We start from the raw sequence: 16,608 nt of genomic DNA on the forward strand, positions 1-16,608 counted from the left end.
GACTTAACTATCAATGGTGGCGGCATAAATCATCAGGGCGATGGGGTAAATCGCGGCGAGCGCCAATGCGATGGAATTGAATATAAGGGCACGATTGGATTTTTTCCATTTCTCTTCATCATACTTCGCCCAGAACGAACTCATCATCCTTCTCGCTTTTATTACTTTAATAATTCCTATCACGGATAATAAAATGGATATCGGCCAGGCGATAAGCCCAAGAATAAAAATGGTAGCTACACCAAAAAATGATAAGAAAAACACCAACGGAACCACTGCCGAAGTGATCATCGCAGCTATACCAAAGACCGTAGACTCTTTGATGAGAGTCTCTGATGATTTTGAGACTATGGGCTCAACGGGTCCTTCTTCTGAAATGATCACATTTGAGGAATCGCGCGAGCCGACCTGTCCGGCATAAGCGGTAAATGGTTGGCCAGTGGTCAGGAAAATCATACACACTGAGAGAGAAAGTGTTTTCACCCAATTTTTCATATGGCAGAGACTTTGTTAAAGGTTATTTCCCTAAAACAAGTCGTTTATAGTCAGGGGGGAAAACCGCTTTTTGCCGCTTATCGGCAGGGTTTATCGATTTTTGCCGAAATGGGCATCGCTGCGACAGCGTATTTGCAAAAAATCCCGGAAAGATGGGCTCTGCGAAGCGATTCTGGCAATTATCGCAAAAAATACTCCCATTTACTGGCATCCCATCCACAGATACTTTTGACTCAACAACAGAATGTAAATTCTTACAGAGAGGATTGCCTGAAAAACTAGTCTTTGGCTAATGTGAAACTTTCGAAGTACAAAGTAGGTTTATTAATCAATTTTAATGTAAAATGGCTGCAGGAAGGAATAAAGATGTATATAGATGATTGATATTCTCAACAATAACCCCATTTTGCTCCTTTTCCTTGTAGCATCACTGGGATACCTCGTGGGCAGTATAAAGTTTCGGGGCGGAGCTTTGGGTGTTTCAGGAATATTATTTACCGGACTCGTGTTTGGGGGGATTGACGCGCGGCTTCAGATTCCCGAGATCATTCTGCAGTTGGGACTGACCTTATTTGTCTATTCCATTGGCCTTAGTTCAGGACCGGCTTTTTTCAATTCATACCGGAAAAATGGATTTAAGGACATATTTTTTATTGCCGCAATATTGGGTCTGTCAGGAGTATTTGCAATCGGTCTTTGGCTTTTATTCGGATTTTCGGCGGCATCTATCGGAGGAATATATTCAGGAAGTACGACCAATACTGCGGCACTTGCAGGATTACTCGAACTGATTGCCCAGTCTTATCCGGCGGCAGAGGGAGCTAAAATTGCCGAGGAAGTCGTGGTAGGGTACTCATTTTCCTATCCCATGGGCGTATTGGGCGGAATGATCGCTATTGTCGTGATGGAAAAACTTCTGAATGTAGATTTTGAAAAGGAAAAGCGGGCACTTCGCAAAGATTACCCACTGGATGAAGGGCTTACCAATACGGTTCTGGAAATCCAAAACCCCGAAATAACATCGATTCCCCTTCGCGATCTTTTCCGGAAGTATAGTTGGCATGTGGTTTTTGGCCGAACTTATCACGAAGGGAAAATTAGCCTGACAAACTACGACACAACGCTTTCAACTGGCGACTATATTACCATATTGGGAAACCCTGAAGAAATACAGGCAGTAGAAGACGTGCTGGGAAAGTCGATAGAGACAACTGTTTTTGGGGATACAACCGTGTTTGATGCCCGTCAAATATTTGTCTCTAACCCGGATGTGGCAGGGCGTACCATTGCCTCACTCAACATTCAGGAAAAATACAATGTCATCATCACGCGTATCAGGCGAGGCGATATTGAAATGCTGGCGAAAAGCGATACGATACTTGAGCAAGGCGACCGGATTCGTCTGTTGGCAAGAAAAAAAGATCTGGACGAATTGTCGCAATTGTTTGGAGACTCTTATCAGGACTCGAGTAAAATCAATCTGTTTTCATTTGGTTTGGGAATAGGACTGGGGTTGATTTTAGGCAATATCGAGTTTTCATTCGGAGGAAATATCGGTTTTAAACTGGGATTTGCCGGAGGGCCATTATTAGTAGGGTTGATTTTGGGTGCCATTCGGCGAACGGGCCCTGTGGTATGGGCATTGCCATACAGCGCAAACGTCACCCTCCACCAGATCGGGTTAATTTTAATGCTGGCGTGTATTGGCGTAACGTCAGGAAACGCTTTTGTTCAGAGCTTGTCCATGGACGGGTTGTGGATTTTTCTGGGCAGTGCTATCATCAGCTTACTTACAGCCTTTTCCATTTTGTTTGTTGGGTATAAAATAGCGAATAAGCCATTCACCCTGCTTATGGGCATGGTAGCCAATCAGCCGGCCATTTTGGACTTTGCTACCAATAAAGCCAAAAACCGTATCCCTGAGTTTGGTTTTTCCATGATGTTTCCGATAGCCTTGATTTCGAAGATCGTGATAGCACAGATCTTGTTTTTATTGTTGCGGTAGGATAGCAGGAGCCGGCCCATTTCTGTAATTGCATAAAAAAAGCCTCACAATTGTGAGGCTGTAAGAGTGGGAGTTACTGGGCTCGAACCAGTGACCCCCTGCTTGTAAGGCAGGTGCTCTGAACCAACTGAGCTAAACTCCCTCTGTCATATTTCAAAAGCCTTGCAAAGGTAGAATGAGAATATCATTCACGCAAGAAAATCTTAAAAAAAATTTAACTTTCTCCAGTATCAGGCTTTCTTTTTGGCGGGCGGCGGCGTTTTCGTTTCTTAGGCGTTTCCGATACTTCCCCTGCCGGTTGCTGTGGCTGGTTTTGAGTAGCGGATTGATTTTCCTGCGGACGCTGAAAATTTCTATTATTCCCCTGATTTCGATTGCGGTTTTGGTTTCTGGGACCAGAATCTCTGCCGTTGTTGCGTCGTGGACCACCGCGGTGGTTGTTATTCCGGTTAGAATGCCTGTTGGAATTTCGCTGCCCTCCCCCACCGCCTCCTCTGGAAGGCTGATAAGATGGCGTTTGTCCTATTTCCGGAGGAGCCTCTGGTCTCGGTATTTCGTAGCCGATCAGATTCTCTATACTGTGCAACTTTCGTTGATCTCTGGGGCTTACAAAGGTTATCGCTTCTCCCGAAGAACTGGCGCGGGCGGTACGACCCACTCTGTGTACATAATCTTCGGCATCGCGCGGGCAATCATAATTGAGCACGTGGCTGAGGTTGTCTATATCGATGCCCCGGGAAAGCACATCCGTTCCCACGAGAATCGGGAACTCCTTGTTTTTAAATTCACGAAGGGTTTCCTCCCGCTCTGATTGTTCCTTATCAGAGTGCATAGCCTTTACTTTGTAGTTAAGGCGGGAAAGTTTTCGGGTGATCTCATCCACGCTCAGTTTACTCGACGCAAAAATGATCATACTTTCAATCTCTCTGTCGCGAATCAGATGTTCGAGCAAAGGGATTTTCTGCTCATCAAATACCATAAAGGCCATTTGATTGATGTTTTCGGCAGGCTTGGAAATATTGAGATTGATCTCCACAGGGTCGATCATAATATCTCTGGCGAGTTCTCGGATTTTGGGAGGCATAGTCGCCGAAAACATCAGCGTCTGGCGCGTCCTGGGAATGCCTTCGATAATACGTATGATATCGGCATGGAATCCCATATCCAGCATTTTGTCAGCTTCGTCAAGAATGACAACCTCAATTTCGCTCAGGTTCAGATACCCCAAAGCAAGATGGATCATGAGTCGGCCAGGGGTAGCAATAAGAATATCTGTTCCTTTTACGATGCCTGATTTCTGGCGGGTAAAAATGTCACCATCTTTGCCCCCAATAATCGGAACAGAGGACACACCGGCAAAATAAGATAAGGCGTCAACATTCTGATCCACCTGAGCAGCAAGCTCTCGGGTAGGGGTAAGAATCAACACACGGGTACGGGCAGAATCATTACGGCGAATCCGCTGGATTGTCGGAATCAGGTAAGCCGCTGTTTTACCCGTGCCGGTTTGGGCGCAGGCAATCAGGTCTCTTCCTTCTAAAGCAGGGGGGATGGCTTGTTCCTGTATAGGGGTGAGCGTATCAAACCTCAACGCGTCAATCCCTTCAAGAAGCTCTTCATCCAGGTTTAAATCTGTAAATTTCAAACTCCGGTATAACTTAAATCATGTCTATGCCGAAAGATACGCAGTTTAATGTTGTGGGACAAATTATCATTTTGATACGCAGAAGATCACGGATTTCCACACGAATGACACGGTTGCTAAGTACTGCCTCCTGGCGCTAACTATTTACCCGATTTTGAGGTATTATTGCATATACTAATTGATGAGCCATGAGATATCTAACTTTACTTCTAATCCTTGTACCACTCTCTCTTTCCAGATCCTACGCGAGGATTAGTTTCGAAAAATATCTTAATACCGACATAAGCTTTTCCCTCGATGCAAAACTTTCGCTCGGTAATACAGGAATTCAGGCCCGTTTGGATGACGAAGGGCTGACCTGGGGTGATGACGATTATTATTACGACTACGATGATGATTTTTATTACTCTCGTCGTCTGAGAAGATTTCACAGCAATCGTCAGGTCAGAAACACCTGGAGTTATTATGACCCCTATTTTACCAATGATATCTACTTTGTCATTGGTACACCTTACTGGAGTTTATGGTGTGGGCGTTATGACCCGTGGCAGCTTCGCCGTTCGTATGTTGTTCAAAACAACTGGTTCTGGGGACCCACGATTATTACCACAAATGTCTATGCTACCGGATGGAATCCGTGGGGGTATGATCCTTTCTTCTACAACGATTGTGCGTATGGTGGCGGATTTTATAACTACTCCTATACCAATTACTATTCCAGACCATGGAGATCCTCCTACGGGTATAATAACGGCTACAATCGTGGCTATAATCGCGGATATCGCAATGGTTACCGCAACGGATTCAACAATGGATATGCCTACGGCTATTCCAATGGATATAACCAGGGATCTAATGCCGGCGGTGGTTACGCCAATGATTACTGGTATCGCCGCGGTGGCAATGGAAATTCCGGTACGCGATATGCCGGTAGCTCCAACAATTCCAACCGCAATGATATCAGAAGCAATGCCGCTCAGAGAAACTCAAATGTAGGCGGAAGAACCGCAGGTGGTTATAATGGTGAAGATCGCAACGGTCAACTTTCGCCCCGCAGTGCATCTGGTACCAGTGGCCGACTGGCAGCTCCTTCAACCCAAAATAATAACGCAGGCAGAGCGACTACCATTAATCGCGATCCTCGTGCCGGGAGCAGCAACGGAAATACTTCAGGGAGAACGTCTCCTGTAACTCCTGGCTACCAAAGAGAAAGCCGGAACTATAGTTCGCCCAATACAAACAGCAACGTAGAGCGCAGAACGTATTCCACTCCCGACCGGACGAATACCTACAGCAATCCGCGACCCAATACAAACAGCAACAGCAACGTAGAGCGCAGAACGTATTCCACTCCCGACCGGACGAATACCTACAGCAATCCGCGACCCAATACAAACAGCAACAGCAATGTAGAGCGCAGAACGTATTCCACTCCCGACCGGACGAATACCTACAGCAATCCGCGACCCAATACAAACAGCAACAGCAACATAGAGCGCAGAAGTACACCAACGGCGCCATCGAGAACGAATACTTACAGTGCCCCGCGCCCAAGTACAAACAGCAACAGCAACGTAGAGCGCAGAAGTACACCGACGGCGCCATCGAGAACGAATACTTACAGTGCCCCCAGAAATAATGGCAGCACAATGAGTCGCCCGTCTTCCGGTAGCAACAACAATAGCAGAACAGCCTCCCCATCTGGTGGTTCGACCATAAGAAGAGGAAACTGAAAATAGATTAATTGTCTTTTGGTGGTGTGTTTTAGAGCCTGCAAGTCAATTGCAGGCTCTTTTTTGTCCCAAAAAGAGTCAGGGAACCCGAAGGTTCCCTGAAGTAATTAGCCAAAAACTTGTAAGCCGGATTCTGTTTTTCCCGAAGGAAACTTCCATCATTTATCTGGGATGTCAGTCACCTGACACCTCTAGCAGCCTACCCTCCGGCATCGGGCGGGCAGCCCTCCAGGTCCATATAGGACCAACGCCGGTATATTTGGCCTTTCAGCTCCTGAGGTTTACCTGGCTCCCGATGTCACCACCGGGACCGGTGGGCTCTTACCCCACCATTTCACCCTTATCCCATAAAGAGACGGTTTACTTTCTGTTGCACTTGCTGTCATCACCGAAGTGATGCCTTCCCGTTAGGAAGCAGGATGCCCTGTGCTGTCCGGACTTTCCTCCCCGATATTTCACGAAGCGATGGAACCATTTTCAGCTAATACTTCAAAATTACGAAAAGATATTCATTTCCTTACATCTGCTTGTAATAAGGCCCTTCTGATTGTACATTTACATAATACCCATTAGAGTTTTATCCTTATCAAGTCGCACATGAGGTTGTTTTTTACAATTATTTTCAACCTGGCTTTTATCTTATCTTACGCAAATTTTTCGGGTTCAGATCCTGACGAATTTCATTTGAACCTGAAGGTTTTTCCCAATCCCAGCACTACCGGTGATTTTTCACTGGAAGTATCCAACCTTTCCGCAAGTGATGTCGTATCAATAAAGGTTTACAACCTGATTGGCAAAGAAGTTTACCGTTATCAGATAAGCTCCTTTGCCGGAGACTTTAAGGACATGATCAGGTTGGGTTCTTTCCCCAAAGGAATATATTTGCTGGAAGTAGGGATGGGTGAAAAAAAACAAACAAGAAGGCTCTCCTTTATTTGATAGTTTGATGTACAATAAATCAAAACAGTCCCCCGAAGGGACTGTTTTTTTTATTGAAAAGCTCTGAAGCTCACGCCATATTTGTCAAATTGAACCGAAGGGAGCGGAATTCTTACAATATTCACTACACTAAAAAGCGTATTTAAGAATCCCGATCGGGTATGAATCTGACTGACATCAATATCCAGGCTCAGGTAAAGCTGCCGGTATTCTCTGGCCTTCCATGCTTGTAAAGGGTCATCATAGCCGCCTTCCAGTCCTTCTGCCCCATACCCAACTGCAAGATTGAGCCATCGGGGATAATTGTCGCGAAATTTTCCCTCCGGCAAAAATGAATGTACACGCATACTCAGCCACATCGTATGTCCATTGTAATCCTTAAGAATCCATTCAGCCATATTTGAACCAAACAAATACGCAAAATCCGGATTTCCGGCATACACCGATGGCACGTATGATACTTTTAACTGAATGCGGTCTTCATTCCACAACCACTGATTTCCAGCTGCAAGCGATGCGCCCAGAAAATTTGCACCGATATCAGGCCAGCTAAACCCCCAGGTCTCACCAAAACCATCAAAAACCTCAATGCTGCTCATTGCCAGAAAACCCGATAGGCTACCGGCAAGAATGGCCTTCTTTTTATCCATTCCTGCCCATTTGTTTAAGCCAATCATCATTCTGCTGCTGTGATAGCTTCCCAGCATATGCCCGGCCTTGTCAATCTGTTTCCACTCATGCATATCGTTGAAGAAATGAAATCGGCTCAGATCTTCCTGTGAATACCATGCAGTACCCAGATATAACATAGCGCCCGAATAGGTGCCTAAACCAATGAAAACAATAGATTTTTTTCGACGAGGGTTGAGGGTCAGCGAGTTTTGAAAAAATGAAGCCTGATTTCGGTAATCATGCTGAATATGAAACGGCCGGAGAACCTGATCATCCTGAGCCAAAAGTGAAGAGAAAATAAAAAGAAAAAACAAACAGAAGCAGGGCAAACGAAAGGTTGTGTTTGACATTAAGAAATGATAATCGAAACATTCCCGCCATTTACCAAATATTCTGAAATAGCAGGGTAAATTTTCATATAAGCTTTATCACTAAACCACACTTCCCGGAAACTACTTCCGGTTTGACGCTGAATATAGGTTCCTGAGATAATGGATCCTGTCGTATCTTCTACCCGGTTACCAATATGGATACAAGCCGCCTCAAAACCCGCGGCGCCGGTTATCGAAAGAATCCCTTTATGTTGATCTTTAAACCGATACAAATAGGTAGCATGTCTTCCACCGGTGGTTTTAAGTGAAAGTGGATAAGTACCCGGGGGAAGTAATCCTTTCCCGGAGCGACTATTTTCGAGGGTATAACACCGGAATTTACCGTTTATGTACAATTTGCCCAGTGTGTCTTCCGTGCCGAAGTCAAAACGTATCAGCCGGAGATTGAATGCAGAATCGGGAAAAATACCTTCCAGATCGGGTTCATTTTCCATTTCCCCGGGTAAATGAGTTTCCGGCTGGGGAGGAGGTGTTGGTGTCTGGTCCCTGGGTTGAGTCGGGTTTTCCTCAATCGGGGCAGGTGAATCTTTAGTGCCAAAGAGGAATTGAAAAATTCTGCGGAAAAAATCCATCATAGTCTGTGGGTTTTTACAATTATAGCTATAATTTTCTTCCTTGCCAGCTAAAATTTGTTTATTCCCTACAGATGGGTTTATTATTTTTGTCAGGTGAAAAAAAGAACAAATATTTCTTCAGGTACCTCATGGGAGTCTATCGTCGGATATTCCCGTGCCGTCAGGGTTGGCAATATCATTGAAGTCGCAGGTACAACCGCGGTGGATGATGATGAAGTGGTTTTTCCCGGGGATGCATACAATCAGACCCATTATATTCTGTTAAAAATTCAGCAGGCACTCCATGACGCAGGCGCAAGTCTTGAACACGTGGTTCGCACCCGAATGTATGTAACAGACATGTCGGTATGGCCCGATATAGGCAAGGCCCATATGGAGATTTTTGGCAATATACGCCCGGTAGCTACCCTTGTAGAGGTATATGCCCTGATACGAGAAGACCTGGTGGTGGAAATAGAAGTTACGGCAATTATTCCCGAAGAAGCCTGATTATGCCGCTGAATGTAGAAATCAAAGCAAAGACAAATCGCCCGGCGGAGATCAGAGCCATTCTCCACGATCTTCATGCATTGGAAAAGGGTACAGATCATCAGACCGATACATATTTTTATTGTTCAAACGGACGGATGAAACTCCGGCAGGGGAATATTGAAAATAATCTGATATTCTATCGGCGGGGCGACCAGGCGGGGCCCAAGACTGCGGAAGTTTTTCTTTACAGCGCAACTCCCGGGCCTGAGTTGAAAGCACTGCTGAGAGAAGCTATGGGCGTCTGGAAAGAAGTGGTGAAGACCCGCGAGATCTATTTTATTGATAATGTCAAATTTCACCTCGATCAGGTAGAAGGACTGGGTTCTTTTGTTGAAATAGAAGCCATTGATACAGAAGGTCTGATCAGTGAGGAAGTTCTGCTCGCTCAGTGTCAGCAATATATGCAGCTATTGGGCATAGCGGAAGGTGATCTGCTCACCAGTTCTTACAGTGATATGCTGGGAAATGGATAAGTTGGCGGGAAATTAGTTTCAATAAATCTGCGCTGGAAACGTATCTTCTACTACACATTTGAATTATGAAAGTATGAAAAATATTCCCTATATCATCCTGCTGACAATGGCGTTTTCCGGGTTTTCTGTCAGTGTATTTGCCCAGACCGGCGAGAAAAAATTTTTCGAAGGCAGCATACAGTTTGATGTCCAGATGAAAGGCCCGATGGCGGAGGAAATTAAAAAAAATGAGCCCAATACGCAGTTGCTGATGCACCTCAAAGATGGGAATTATATCGTCCAGCTCAGTGGCGGCCAATATCCCAAAACATTCATTTTTATCAGCGATTCCAATTATGAGTACAGCATGGATATGGTGAATCAGCGGGCTTTCAGATTCTCATCATTCTCCGATTTGAACAAACCTGAACCCCAGGAAACAGCGGTCGCCAAAGCTACGGGCAACCAGCAGGAGGTCAACGGTATCCTCTGTGATGAATATAAACTGCGGAAAGACAACGCCCTGTTTACGTATTATGTCAATGAATCCTATGTTATCAATGCTTGCCTTTACCCGGCCCATACCCGTGCAAAGGCAAGTTTTCTTGCGGCAGGTCTCAATGGCAAAATTCCTTTGAAAACCATCAAGCAGGAAAGCGGCATTACGGTTGTTACTACAGCAACTAAAATCTCTCCGAAAGAATTTGACGCCGAACAATTTCGCATTCCTTCCAGTTTTGAAGTCAAAAACAGGGATTACCGATATTAGCATTTTTTATGGCGGAACACAATGACCTGGGCAAGCGGGGAGAAGATCTCGCGGCGGAATTACTGGAAGCAAAAGGGTATCATATCCTTGACCGAAATTACCGATATCTCAAGGGCGAAGTTGATATCGTCGCCTTACGGCTTGACCCGGCAGAACTCGTTTTTGTCGAAGTGCGCACCCGCTCAAATACCCTTCATGAATACCCGGAGGAAACGGTAGACAAGCAAAAACAGAAGATGATTTTTAAGGTGGCAGATAGTTATGTGTATGAAAAGCAGATGTTTACCGTTCCGGTAAGGTTTGATATCATCGCTATCGGAATGGATAATCCTGAGCATCCTTTATTTCATCATATTGAAGACGCCTTCCAAATGATAGATCCCAACTGGTAAAAAATTGGGATTTGCGGCAGATGCGGTTATATTTGCCCGGCATAAAAGAAGTATTTACTCATGACACTAGATCAATTTAAGGAAGTTCAAGCACGAACCTATGTGCTGGGAGGCTATCTTTGACGTGGCTGGAAAGTTAGCACTCATCGAAGAAAAACAAGCCATTACCCAACAACCCGACTTTTGGGAACATCCTGAGGAAGCACAAAAAGTGCTTAGAGAAATTTCCAATATAAAAATTTGGACAGACGCCTTCCAAAAGCTGCAAACTGCGCTTGGTGAAGTCGAGATTTTGTATGAATTTCTGAAAGAAGGAGAAGCCTCCGAACAGGACGTGGAAGCCGCTTTCCAGACTGCTGTTGCGATTCTGGACGATATGGAGTTCCAGCGAATGCTCGACAAAGAAGAAGATCGGCTGGACTGTATTCTCGAAATAAACTCCGGCGCAGGGGGAACAGAAAGTCAGGACTGGGTAAGCATGCTCCGCCGTATGTATATCATGTATGCGGAAAAACACAATTTTAAATGCACAATTCTGGACGAGGTACCGGGTGATACTGCGGGCTTTAAAAGTGTAGAAATGGAAATCAATGGCGAATTTGCCTTTGGCTTCCTGAAAGGAGAAAAAGGTGTTCACCGTATGGTGCGGATCTCGCCTTTCAATGCGCAGGGAAAACGCCAGACTACGTTTGCTTCAGTGGACGTACGCCCGTTGATCGACGATACCATCCATATCGAACTCAATCCCGCAGAATTGGAAATCACCACCACTCACGCGGGTGGAAAAGGTGGACAGAATGTCAATAAGGTCGAAACTGCGGTAAGACTTAAACATATTCCAACCGGTATTACCATTTTTGCCCAGACTGAAAGAAGCCAGTTGCGCAATAAGGAAAAAGCCCTGCAACTCCTGAAAAGCAAGCTGTACGAACTTGAAATAGACAAACGCAACGCCGCCCGTCAGGAGGCTGAAGCTGATAAAATGTCCATCGAATGGGGTTCACAGATTCGTAACTATGTCTTTCATCCCTACAAACAGGTGAAAGACGTACGCACAGGCATCAAATCTACTGACGCGCAGGCTGTGATGGATGGTGAACTCGACGAGTTTATCAAAGCATTCCTCATGGGCAAAAAAGGAAACCCTGAAGACGAAGATTAGGTTGTTAACCTATATGGAAATTTCTCTCTGCGAAGTGCTGCGTTGCACATGTATGGGTTTTGTCCATGACAAATCTTATATATGTGAGACGCAGAGTTCCGCAGAAGTGTATTTTATACCCCAATAGGTTTGTAATTCCGCTCTTTTTTCATTTTCCTAACATGGTTTCCTCCCCCGAAGCATTTCACGTTTTCCCGGTGGCCCCGGGATTTTTTCTACCGTAAACCCAGCCGCGATCAACCCTCTTCTTACACTGCTTTTCGCTGAGTAGGTTACAAATATACCGCCAGGAGTGAGCATTTTGTAGATACCGGCAAGGATTGCATCTTCCCATAATTCTGGCTGAGAAGTGGGGGCAAATGCGTCAAAATAGATCAGGTCAAACTTTTTATCTGTTTGAAATTCCTCAAGCCTGATATGGATTTTTTCCAGTGTAAAACGTTCACATACCATCACCGGGCTGCCCCATTCAGCTTCATGAAGTTTCCGAAAGACCTCCGGTGCATGGGGAAATTTGCTTTCGGCCGGATAGTTTAATTGTTGTACCTGCTCATATAGCAGCGGATACGCTTCCAGTGCCGTATAGTCTATCCGCTGGCTGCCGGCACAAAAATATGACAACAGTGCATTGAGGCCCGTACCAAAGCCCATCTCCAAAATTGCCACCGCATCCCGGGCCTTAAAAAGGTCAAGGCCGGAGCGAATAAAAACGTGCATGGACTCCTGAATGGCGCCATGTACGGAGTGGTAGTGTTCATCAAAGCCGGGCGAGTAGAGCGTAGAGGAACCATCTTTTGTGATGATGTGTTCGACAGTCGGTTTTGCCATAAGGCAATATTATTTCTTTTCCGGCATACTTTCGATATATACCGAGGTGGAAGGAAATGCAAAACTCACACCCATATCTTTTGCCAGATGCATAATGGAAAGAAAAATATCCTGGCGTGCAGCCAGCCATTTTGCAAATTCAGTGACATTAAAGAACACAGAAAAGTAGATATTGAGTGAAGAATCGGCCATTTCGTGAAAATTGATCACGAAATTATCTTTTTGGGTATCAGGATGTGCCAAAACTATTTCCCGAATCCCCGCTACAAATTTCTCAATAGTTTCGGGAGAAGTTCCATATGTAATTGAAATATTTGTTACATACCGCCGGTATGTCCGTACTCCATGATTGGTCACCACCAGATCTGCGAGTTTGCCATTGGGAATGGATATCAGCGCTCCGTCCACAGCCAGCAGACGTGTGGAGCGTACTCCTACTTCTACGACTGAGCCGGAAAAATCACTGGTTTCAATGAATTCCCCGATCATAAACGGGCGGTCCACAAATATCGATATGGAGCCGATAAAGTTTCTGACCGTATCCTGCGCAGCGAGCGCCAGTGCCAGTCCGCCGATAGACACACCTGCGAGCAGGGCATTGACATTGACCCCCAGGTTTTGAAGGACAAATATGATCCCGAAAACTACGACTACCAGTTTGCCCGATTTTGTCAGGAGAGGTACCAGCTGGTCATCCATGGTGGAGCTTGTCCGCCCGGCAAGGTTTTTAAATACAGAGGCGATGACTTCAACAAGCCGGTAGAAAACCAATACCCCAAAAACCGGTGCCGCAATTTTCAGCAAAGTGCTGAGTGTTTTCCCAAAAGATATGGGCAACAAAAGTAAAGGCATGAAGTAATGAGATATGAGTAATACCAGCAACAACCAGCTCATGGGTTTTACCAAAGGCGGAATCGTATTTGTATCAATTGTAGACTTATCAAAAAATCGCGGGACAACCTTCCGGACAACCATTCCCAGTATCCAGTTGAACAACAGATAGATAACCAGACAGACAACCAGTATAATGAGCATACCTTCGTATTGCCAGACCTGAAGCCCGAGGAATTGTTTTTTTGCAACTGTTGGCGTGAGATCCTTCAATACCTCCGTTTCTATGACAAATACCTGGTCGTAAATAACCTGGATACTGTTTACGGTACTTTGGGAGTATAACCACCGGTTGCCATATTTTTCAACATAAATACCGGGGTATTTGTCGGGAAAGATGATATACCGCTGTTTTCCCGAAACAGAGTCTACAAAATCAGGATTATTGGGAATCAGCTCTAACTGGACAAAGTCGCCTCTGGCATCAAAAATATCCTTGATTTTGACGGCAACATTCAGCCGATCTTCATCTGAAATATCATCACCAAAAACCGTCTCAGCAGCCAGTGAGCCGTTGAAGGTTTCTGGTTGAAGGTAATAGAGATGCCGGGAAACTGTAGCCTGAGGAGTTTCCAGGCTATAAATAGCTTCTGTTGTATCCGTTTGGGCATGAAGGGGAAGAAAAAACGCATATGGGAAAATGAAAACGAAGAATACAAGTAGCTTTAATATGTGCATAACTATTACGTTTTTGTGTTTTTGTTTCTGCAAAATTAAGAATCTCTTTACAGGATGCCCAATAGAAGGTAGATTTGCACGTTATGGTATGAGTTTAATAAAAGCTCTACCTTTACCTCCTGCAAAATATTTATCCTTATGCGCAAGTACTGCCTGTTATTGATTTCTGGATTTTTTTCCGTTTCAGCCTTCTGCCAGTCTTCTCTGACCGCAAATCCTTCCAGCCTGAATGCCGGAGTGGTTTATGAGAATGCCCCTGACAGTCTCCCCCTCACGTTGCGAAATATTCTCAACGATACTGTACATATCCAGGAGATACGATTTTACGATATCTACGAAAGTACACCTTTTTCTACTTCGGTGCAGCCTTTTGCACTTGCCCCCGGAGATTCTCAGACCATTTATGTCAGATTTTCGCCCATGCACAATATTAGCCACAATACGGAAATGGTGGTTTTCACCGATGGAAACCGGGGCGATCTCTCCATTGACCTGAGGGGGCAGGGAAAATACAGCAATACTTATTACAACTCTACAGAAAACCTCAGCGAAGAGGCGCTAAAAACTGCGCTAAAAACGCGCCTGGCGCAGGGATATGTTCAGTTAAGCTACAATGCGATCCGGGATGAAATGTTTATGAATGTCGACAATAAAAAAGTAAATGGCCAGGGTGCAGCGGTAAATACACTCGAGTGTATTTACACAGGATTTAATATTACCAATTATCCAGACAGAACCAACGCCCAACTGATGGGGTTTAACACAGAACATACCTGGCCGCAGAGTCTTTTCTCGCAAAATCTCCCCATGCGCTCTGATATGTATCATTTGTTTCCCACCAGAGAAACGGCCAATACCCAGCGCAGCAATTTACCTTTTGGCGTAGTAACTAATATTGCATGGCAGGATGGCGGCTCAAAACGTGGAGATGGGGTATTTGAACCCCGGGACGAACATAAAGGGACTACCGCCAGGGCCATGTTTTATTTTGTCGTGCGATACCAGAACTACCTCAACTTCCTCGACAATCAGGAAGCCATCCTGCGCCAATGGCATAAAACATTTCCCCCCACGGCCATCAACCGCCAGCGCAATGAAGATATAGCTGCCATTCAAAACAACCGAAATCCTTTCATCGATTACCCACAGTTTGTGGACAGGATTACTTCGCTTTCAGCCAACTCAGTAGCTCCGGCAGTCACAAAACTGGAAATGACCGATTCGGAGATCGCATTTGATACGCTGAAGATCATGGACGATGCCGTGTATGGGTTTGTGATAGTGAATACCGGTAATCAGGCCATAAACCTCACCAACATCACTGCTGGTGATGCACGGCTGACATTTGATAATATCACCGGAGGTACAGCGACCATTCCCCCGGGAGATGCCTTCAACCTGCTGGTAAGATTAAATACAACCGCAGGTGGAACGGTCAACACAACCATTGACTTTTCTACAAATGCCGCAGGAAATGCTTCGGTTTCTATTCCGGTTACCGCTGAAATTATTGACAATACTGCCTTGGGCGATGAGCTTACGGCATCAGTCAGGGTTTACCCCAATCCCGCCCGGCAGGCGTTTGTCATACAAATCAATGACCAATACCGCTATTCTTCCAACTACAGAATCTTTCATCCCGGTGGGCAGATGATCGCGTCCGGAACCCTGCAATCACCCGAAACTACCGTAAATCTGGAGGGTTGGACCTCGGGCATTTATATTATTCAGGTAAATATTGGAAATCAGTCCCTCGTACAAAGAGTTATTGTTGACCGTTGATAGAATCTTGAGTAATTTGCCGGTTTAAACGGAATGCTCAGAAATGGCCAAACGCAAGCTTACGAGGGTTGAAAGAATCATTCTGATATCTTTTGTTTTTTCATCCCTGATCCTTATTGCCTTCTGGATTTTGGATAAGGAACCAGACAGAGATTTTTACCTTCCGGAAGGATTTCACGGATGGGTAAAGATTGAGTATAGTGTACCTGGTGCACCTGCCTTTCCCATGAAAGACGGGAATATGCAAATTGTGATATCAGACTCCGGCTATGCCACTACTTCAGATGTACTGGTTGTCGGGTGGCGAAGAGACCGGTACTTCTGGCGAAAGCCAGATGGGACATCTTCCCAAATTCCGCCTTCTGTCACTTTGGATAACAATGAACCTGGAATATTCCTCCACGCCCATGCTTATTATTCCCGTTCTTATGAATCCCTGTTAGCATCGTTGCCGGTAGGAATAGATACAACATTTGCCGATGGAACGCACATTATCAAAGAGTCGGAATCCAAAGTAGAATATACCAAAGGAAATAAAACACTTGAATATTTCTTTGTCAGCGAAAAGGCAGAATCCATTCTGTTTAATCCCCCCCCTATAAGCGATAACGAAGCACTCGAATCCACCGAAGACCGCGAGATACCCCGTTAGTAGAATATCCATTTA

At 45.2% G+C, this 16,608-nt stretch carries 17 protein-coding genes, 1 tRNA gene and 1 other RNA gene; 11 read left to right on the forward strand and 8 right to left on the reverse strand.

Going from position 1 to position 16,608, the window contains the following annotated elements; translation table 11 throughout:
• Positions 1–3: 3 nt before the first annotated feature.
• Positions 4–495, reverse strand: a complete 492-nt coding sequence (locus R3D00_21210) for a hypothetical protein (protein ID MEZ4775714.1) — start codon at positions 493–495, stop codon at positions 4–6.
• On the opposite strand from R3D00_21210, the gene R3D00_21215 reads away from it, so the two are divergent.
• Together R3D00_21215 and R3D00_21220 are read left to right on the forward strand one after the other, a co-directional pair.
• Complete coding sequence (locus R3D00_21215) at positions 496–777, forward strand: hypothetical protein (GenBank protein ID MEZ4775715.1); 282 nt, start codon at positions 496–498, stop codon at positions 775–777. It begins immediately after the preceding gene.
• 94 nt (positions 778–871) lie between these two features.
• On the forward strand, positions 872–2,500 hold the full coding sequence (locus tag R3D00_21220; protein MEZ4775716.1) for an aspartate:alanine exchanger family transporter: 1,629 nt from the start codon (positions 872–874) through the stop codon (positions 2,498–2,500).
• Between the two features lie 67 nt (positions 2,501–2,567).
• Here the strand turns inward: R3D00_21220 and R3D00_21225 are convergent.
• Positions 2,568–2,642, reverse strand: a tRNA-Val gene (locus R3D00_21225).
• A 72-nt stretch (positions 2,643–2,714) separates the two neighbouring features.
• A complete protein-coding gene (locus tag R3D00_21230) occupies positions 2,715–4,145 on the reverse strand; it encodes a DEAD/DEAH box helicase (protein ID MEZ4775717.1) in 1,431 nt (476 codons plus the stop codon).
• A 188-nt stretch (positions 4,146–4,333) separates the two neighbouring features.
• Between R3D00_21230 and R3D00_21235 the strand changes: the two genes are divergently transcribed.
• Positions 4,334–5,878, forward strand: coding sequence for a hypothetical protein (locus R3D00_21235; GenBank protein ID MEZ4775718.1), 1,545 nt, complete (start codon positions 4,334–4,336; stop codon positions 5,876–5,878).
• Positions 5,879–5,984: 106 nt separating this feature from the next.
• Here the strand turns inward: R3D00_21235 and rnpB are convergent.
• Positions 5,985–6,360: RNase P RNA component class A (gene rnpB / locus R3D00_21240), an RNA gene on the reverse strand.
• A 115-nt stretch (positions 6,361–6,475) separates the two neighbouring features.
• On the opposite strand from rnpB, the gene R3D00_21245 reads away from it, so the two are divergent.
• Positions 6,476–6,817 carry a T9SS type A sorting domain-containing protein gene (locus R3D00_21245; GenBank protein MEZ4775719.1) on the forward strand — a complete coding sequence of 114 codons (342 nt, stop codon included), beginning with the start codon at positions 6,476–6,478 and terminating at the stop codon, positions 6,815–6,817.
• Positions 6,818–6,867: 50 nt separating this feature from the next.
• On the opposite strand, the gene R3D00_21250 is transcribed toward R3D00_21245, so the two are convergent.
• Together R3D00_21250 and R3D00_21255 are read right to left on the reverse strand one after the other, a co-directional pair.
• Positions 6,868–7,839, reverse strand: a complete 972-nt coding sequence (locus R3D00_21250) for a DUF2279 domain-containing protein (protein MEZ4775720.1) — start codon at positions 7,837–7,839, stop codon at positions 6,868–6,870.
• Positions 7,839–8,456, reverse strand: coding sequence for a DUF5675 family protein (locus R3D00_21255; protein MEZ4775721.1), 618 nt, complete (start codon positions 8,454–8,456; stop codon positions 7,839–7,841). The genes R3D00_21250 and R3D00_21255 overlap by 1 nt, the downstream gene beginning before the upstream one ends.
• A 93-nt stretch (positions 8,457–8,549) precedes the next feature.
• Here R3D00_21255 and R3D00_21260 point away from each other — a divergent pair, with 93 nt between their 5' ends.
• From R3D00_21260 to prfB, 5 genes are all read left to right on the forward strand, one after another.
• A complete protein-coding gene (locus R3D00_21260) occupies positions 8,550–8,945 on the forward strand; it encodes a RidA family protein (GenBank protein MEZ4775722.1) in 396 nt (131 codons plus the stop codon).
• Between the two features lie 2 nt (positions 8,946–8,947).
• Positions 8,948–9,460 (forward strand): class IV adenylate cyclase, encoded by a 513-nt coding sequence (locus R3D00_21265; protein MEZ4775723.1) that lies wholly within the window; start codon positions 8,948–8,950, stop codon positions 9,458–9,460.
• 73 nt (positions 9,461–9,533) lie between these two features.
• Positions 9,534–10,208 carry a hypothetical protein gene (locus R3D00_21270; protein ID MEZ4775724.1) on the forward strand — a complete coding sequence of 225 codons (675 nt, stop codon included), beginning with the start codon at positions 9,534–9,536 and terminating at the stop codon, positions 10,206–10,208.
• An 8-nt stretch (positions 10,209–10,216) separates the two neighbouring features.
• On the forward strand, positions 10,217–10,600 hold the full coding sequence (locus tag R3D00_21275) for a YraN family protein (protein ID MEZ4775725.1): 384 nt from the start codon (positions 10,217–10,219) through the stop codon (positions 10,598–10,600).
• A 60-nt stretch (positions 10,601–10,660) separates the two neighbouring features.
• Positions 10,661–11,762, forward strand: a protein-coding gene (gene prfB, locus R3D00_21280; protein ID MEZ4775726.1) for a peptide chain release factor 2 whose coding sequence is annotated in 2 segments (ribosomal slippage) — positions 10,661–10,720 and positions 10,722–11,762 — 1,101 coding nt in all. Because the reading frame shifts where the segments join, the coding sequence is not laid out codon by codon here.
• Positions 11,763–11,918: 156 nt separating this feature from the next.
• Here the strand turns inward: prfB and mnmD are convergent.
• On the reverse strand, positions 11,919–12,590 hold the full coding sequence (gene mnmD, locus R3D00_21285) for a tRNA (5-methylaminomethyl-2-thiouridine)(34)-methyltransferase MnmD (GenBank protein MEZ4775727.1): 672 nt from the start codon (positions 12,588–12,590) through the stop codon (positions 11,919–11,921).
• 9 nt (positions 12,591–12,599) lie between these two features.
• Entirely contained in the window at positions 12,600–14,159 is a 1,560-nt protein-coding gene (locus tag R3D00_21290; GenBank protein MEZ4775728.1) for a mechanosensitive ion channel family protein, read from the reverse strand.
• A gap of 138 nt (positions 14,160–14,297) precedes the next feature.
• Between R3D00_21290 and R3D00_21295 the strand changes: the two genes are divergently transcribed.
• Positions 14,298–15,941, forward strand: a complete 1,644-nt coding sequence (locus tag R3D00_21295; GenBank protein MEZ4775729.1) for an endonuclease — start codon at positions 14,298–14,300, stop codon at positions 15,939–15,941.
• A gap of 43 nt (positions 15,942–15,984) precedes the next feature.
• On the forward strand, positions 15,985–16,593 hold the full coding sequence (locus R3D00_21300; GenBank protein ID MEZ4775730.1) for a hypothetical protein: 609 nt from the start codon (positions 15,985–15,987) through the stop codon (positions 16,591–16,593).
• Positions 16,594–16,608: the final 15 nt, after the last annotated feature.

Source organism: Bacteroidia bacterium (assembly GCA_041391665.1).
In the GTDB taxonomy this organism is placed as follows: domain Bacteria; phylum Bacteroidota; class Bacteroidia; order J057; family J057; genus JAGQVA01.

Bases quoted from the DNA above. Each gene is read 5' to 3' on its own strand.
- R3D00_21290 (MEZ4775728.1), bottom strand. From the start codon at position 14,159: ATGCACATATTAAAGCTACTTGTATTCTTCGTTTTCATTTTCCCATAT.
- R3D00_21235 (MEZ4775718.1), top strand. From the start codon at position 4,334: ATGAGATATCTAACTTTACTTCTAATCCTTGTACCACTCTCTCTTTCC.
- R3D00_21265 (MEZ4775723.1), top strand. From the start codon at position 8,948: ATGCCGCTGAATGTAGAAATCAAAGCAAAGACAAATCGCCCGGCGGAG.
- mnmD (MEZ4775727.1), bottom strand. From the start codon at position 12,590: ATGGCAAAACCGACTGTCGAACACATCATCACAAAAGATGGTTCCTCT.
- R3D00_21250 (MEZ4775720.1), bottom strand. From the start codon at position 7,839: ATGTCAAACACAACCTTTCGTTTGCCCTGCTTCTGTTTGTTTTTTCTT.
- R3D00_21220 (MEZ4775716.1), top strand. From the start codon at position 872: ATGATTGATATTCTCAACAATAACCCCATTTTGCTCCTTTTCCTTGTA.
- R3D00_21270 (MEZ4775724.1), top strand. From the start codon at position 9,534: ATGAAAAATATTCCCTATATCATCCTGCTGACAATGGCGTTTTCCGGG.
- R3D00_21300 (MEZ4775730.1), top strand. From the start codon at position 15,985: ATGGCCAAACGCAAGCTTACGAGGGTTGAAAGAATCATTCTGATATCT.
- R3D00_21210 (MEZ4775714.1), bottom strand. From the start codon at position 495: ATGAAAAATTGGGTGAAAACACTTTCTCTCTCAGTGTGTATGATTTTC.
- R3D00_21275 (MEZ4775725.1), top strand. From the start codon at position 10,217: ATGGCGGAACACAATGACCTGGGCAAGCGGGGAGAAGATCTCGCGGCG.
- R3D00_21255 (MEZ4775721.1), bottom strand. From the start codon at position 8,456: ATGATGGATTTTTTCCGCAGAATTTTTCAATTCCTCTTTGGCACTAAA.
- R3D00_21245 (MEZ4775719.1), top strand. From the start codon at position 6,476: ATGAGGTTGTTTTTTACAATTATTTTCAACCTGGCTTTTATCTTATCT.
- R3D00_21295 (MEZ4775729.1), top strand. From the start codon at position 14,298: ATGCGCAAGTACTGCCTGTTATTGATTTCTGGATTTTTTTCCGTTTCA.
- R3D00_21215 (MEZ4775715.1), top strand. From the start codon at position 496: ATGGCAGAGACTTTGTTAAAGGTTATTTCCCTAAAACAAGTCGTTTAT.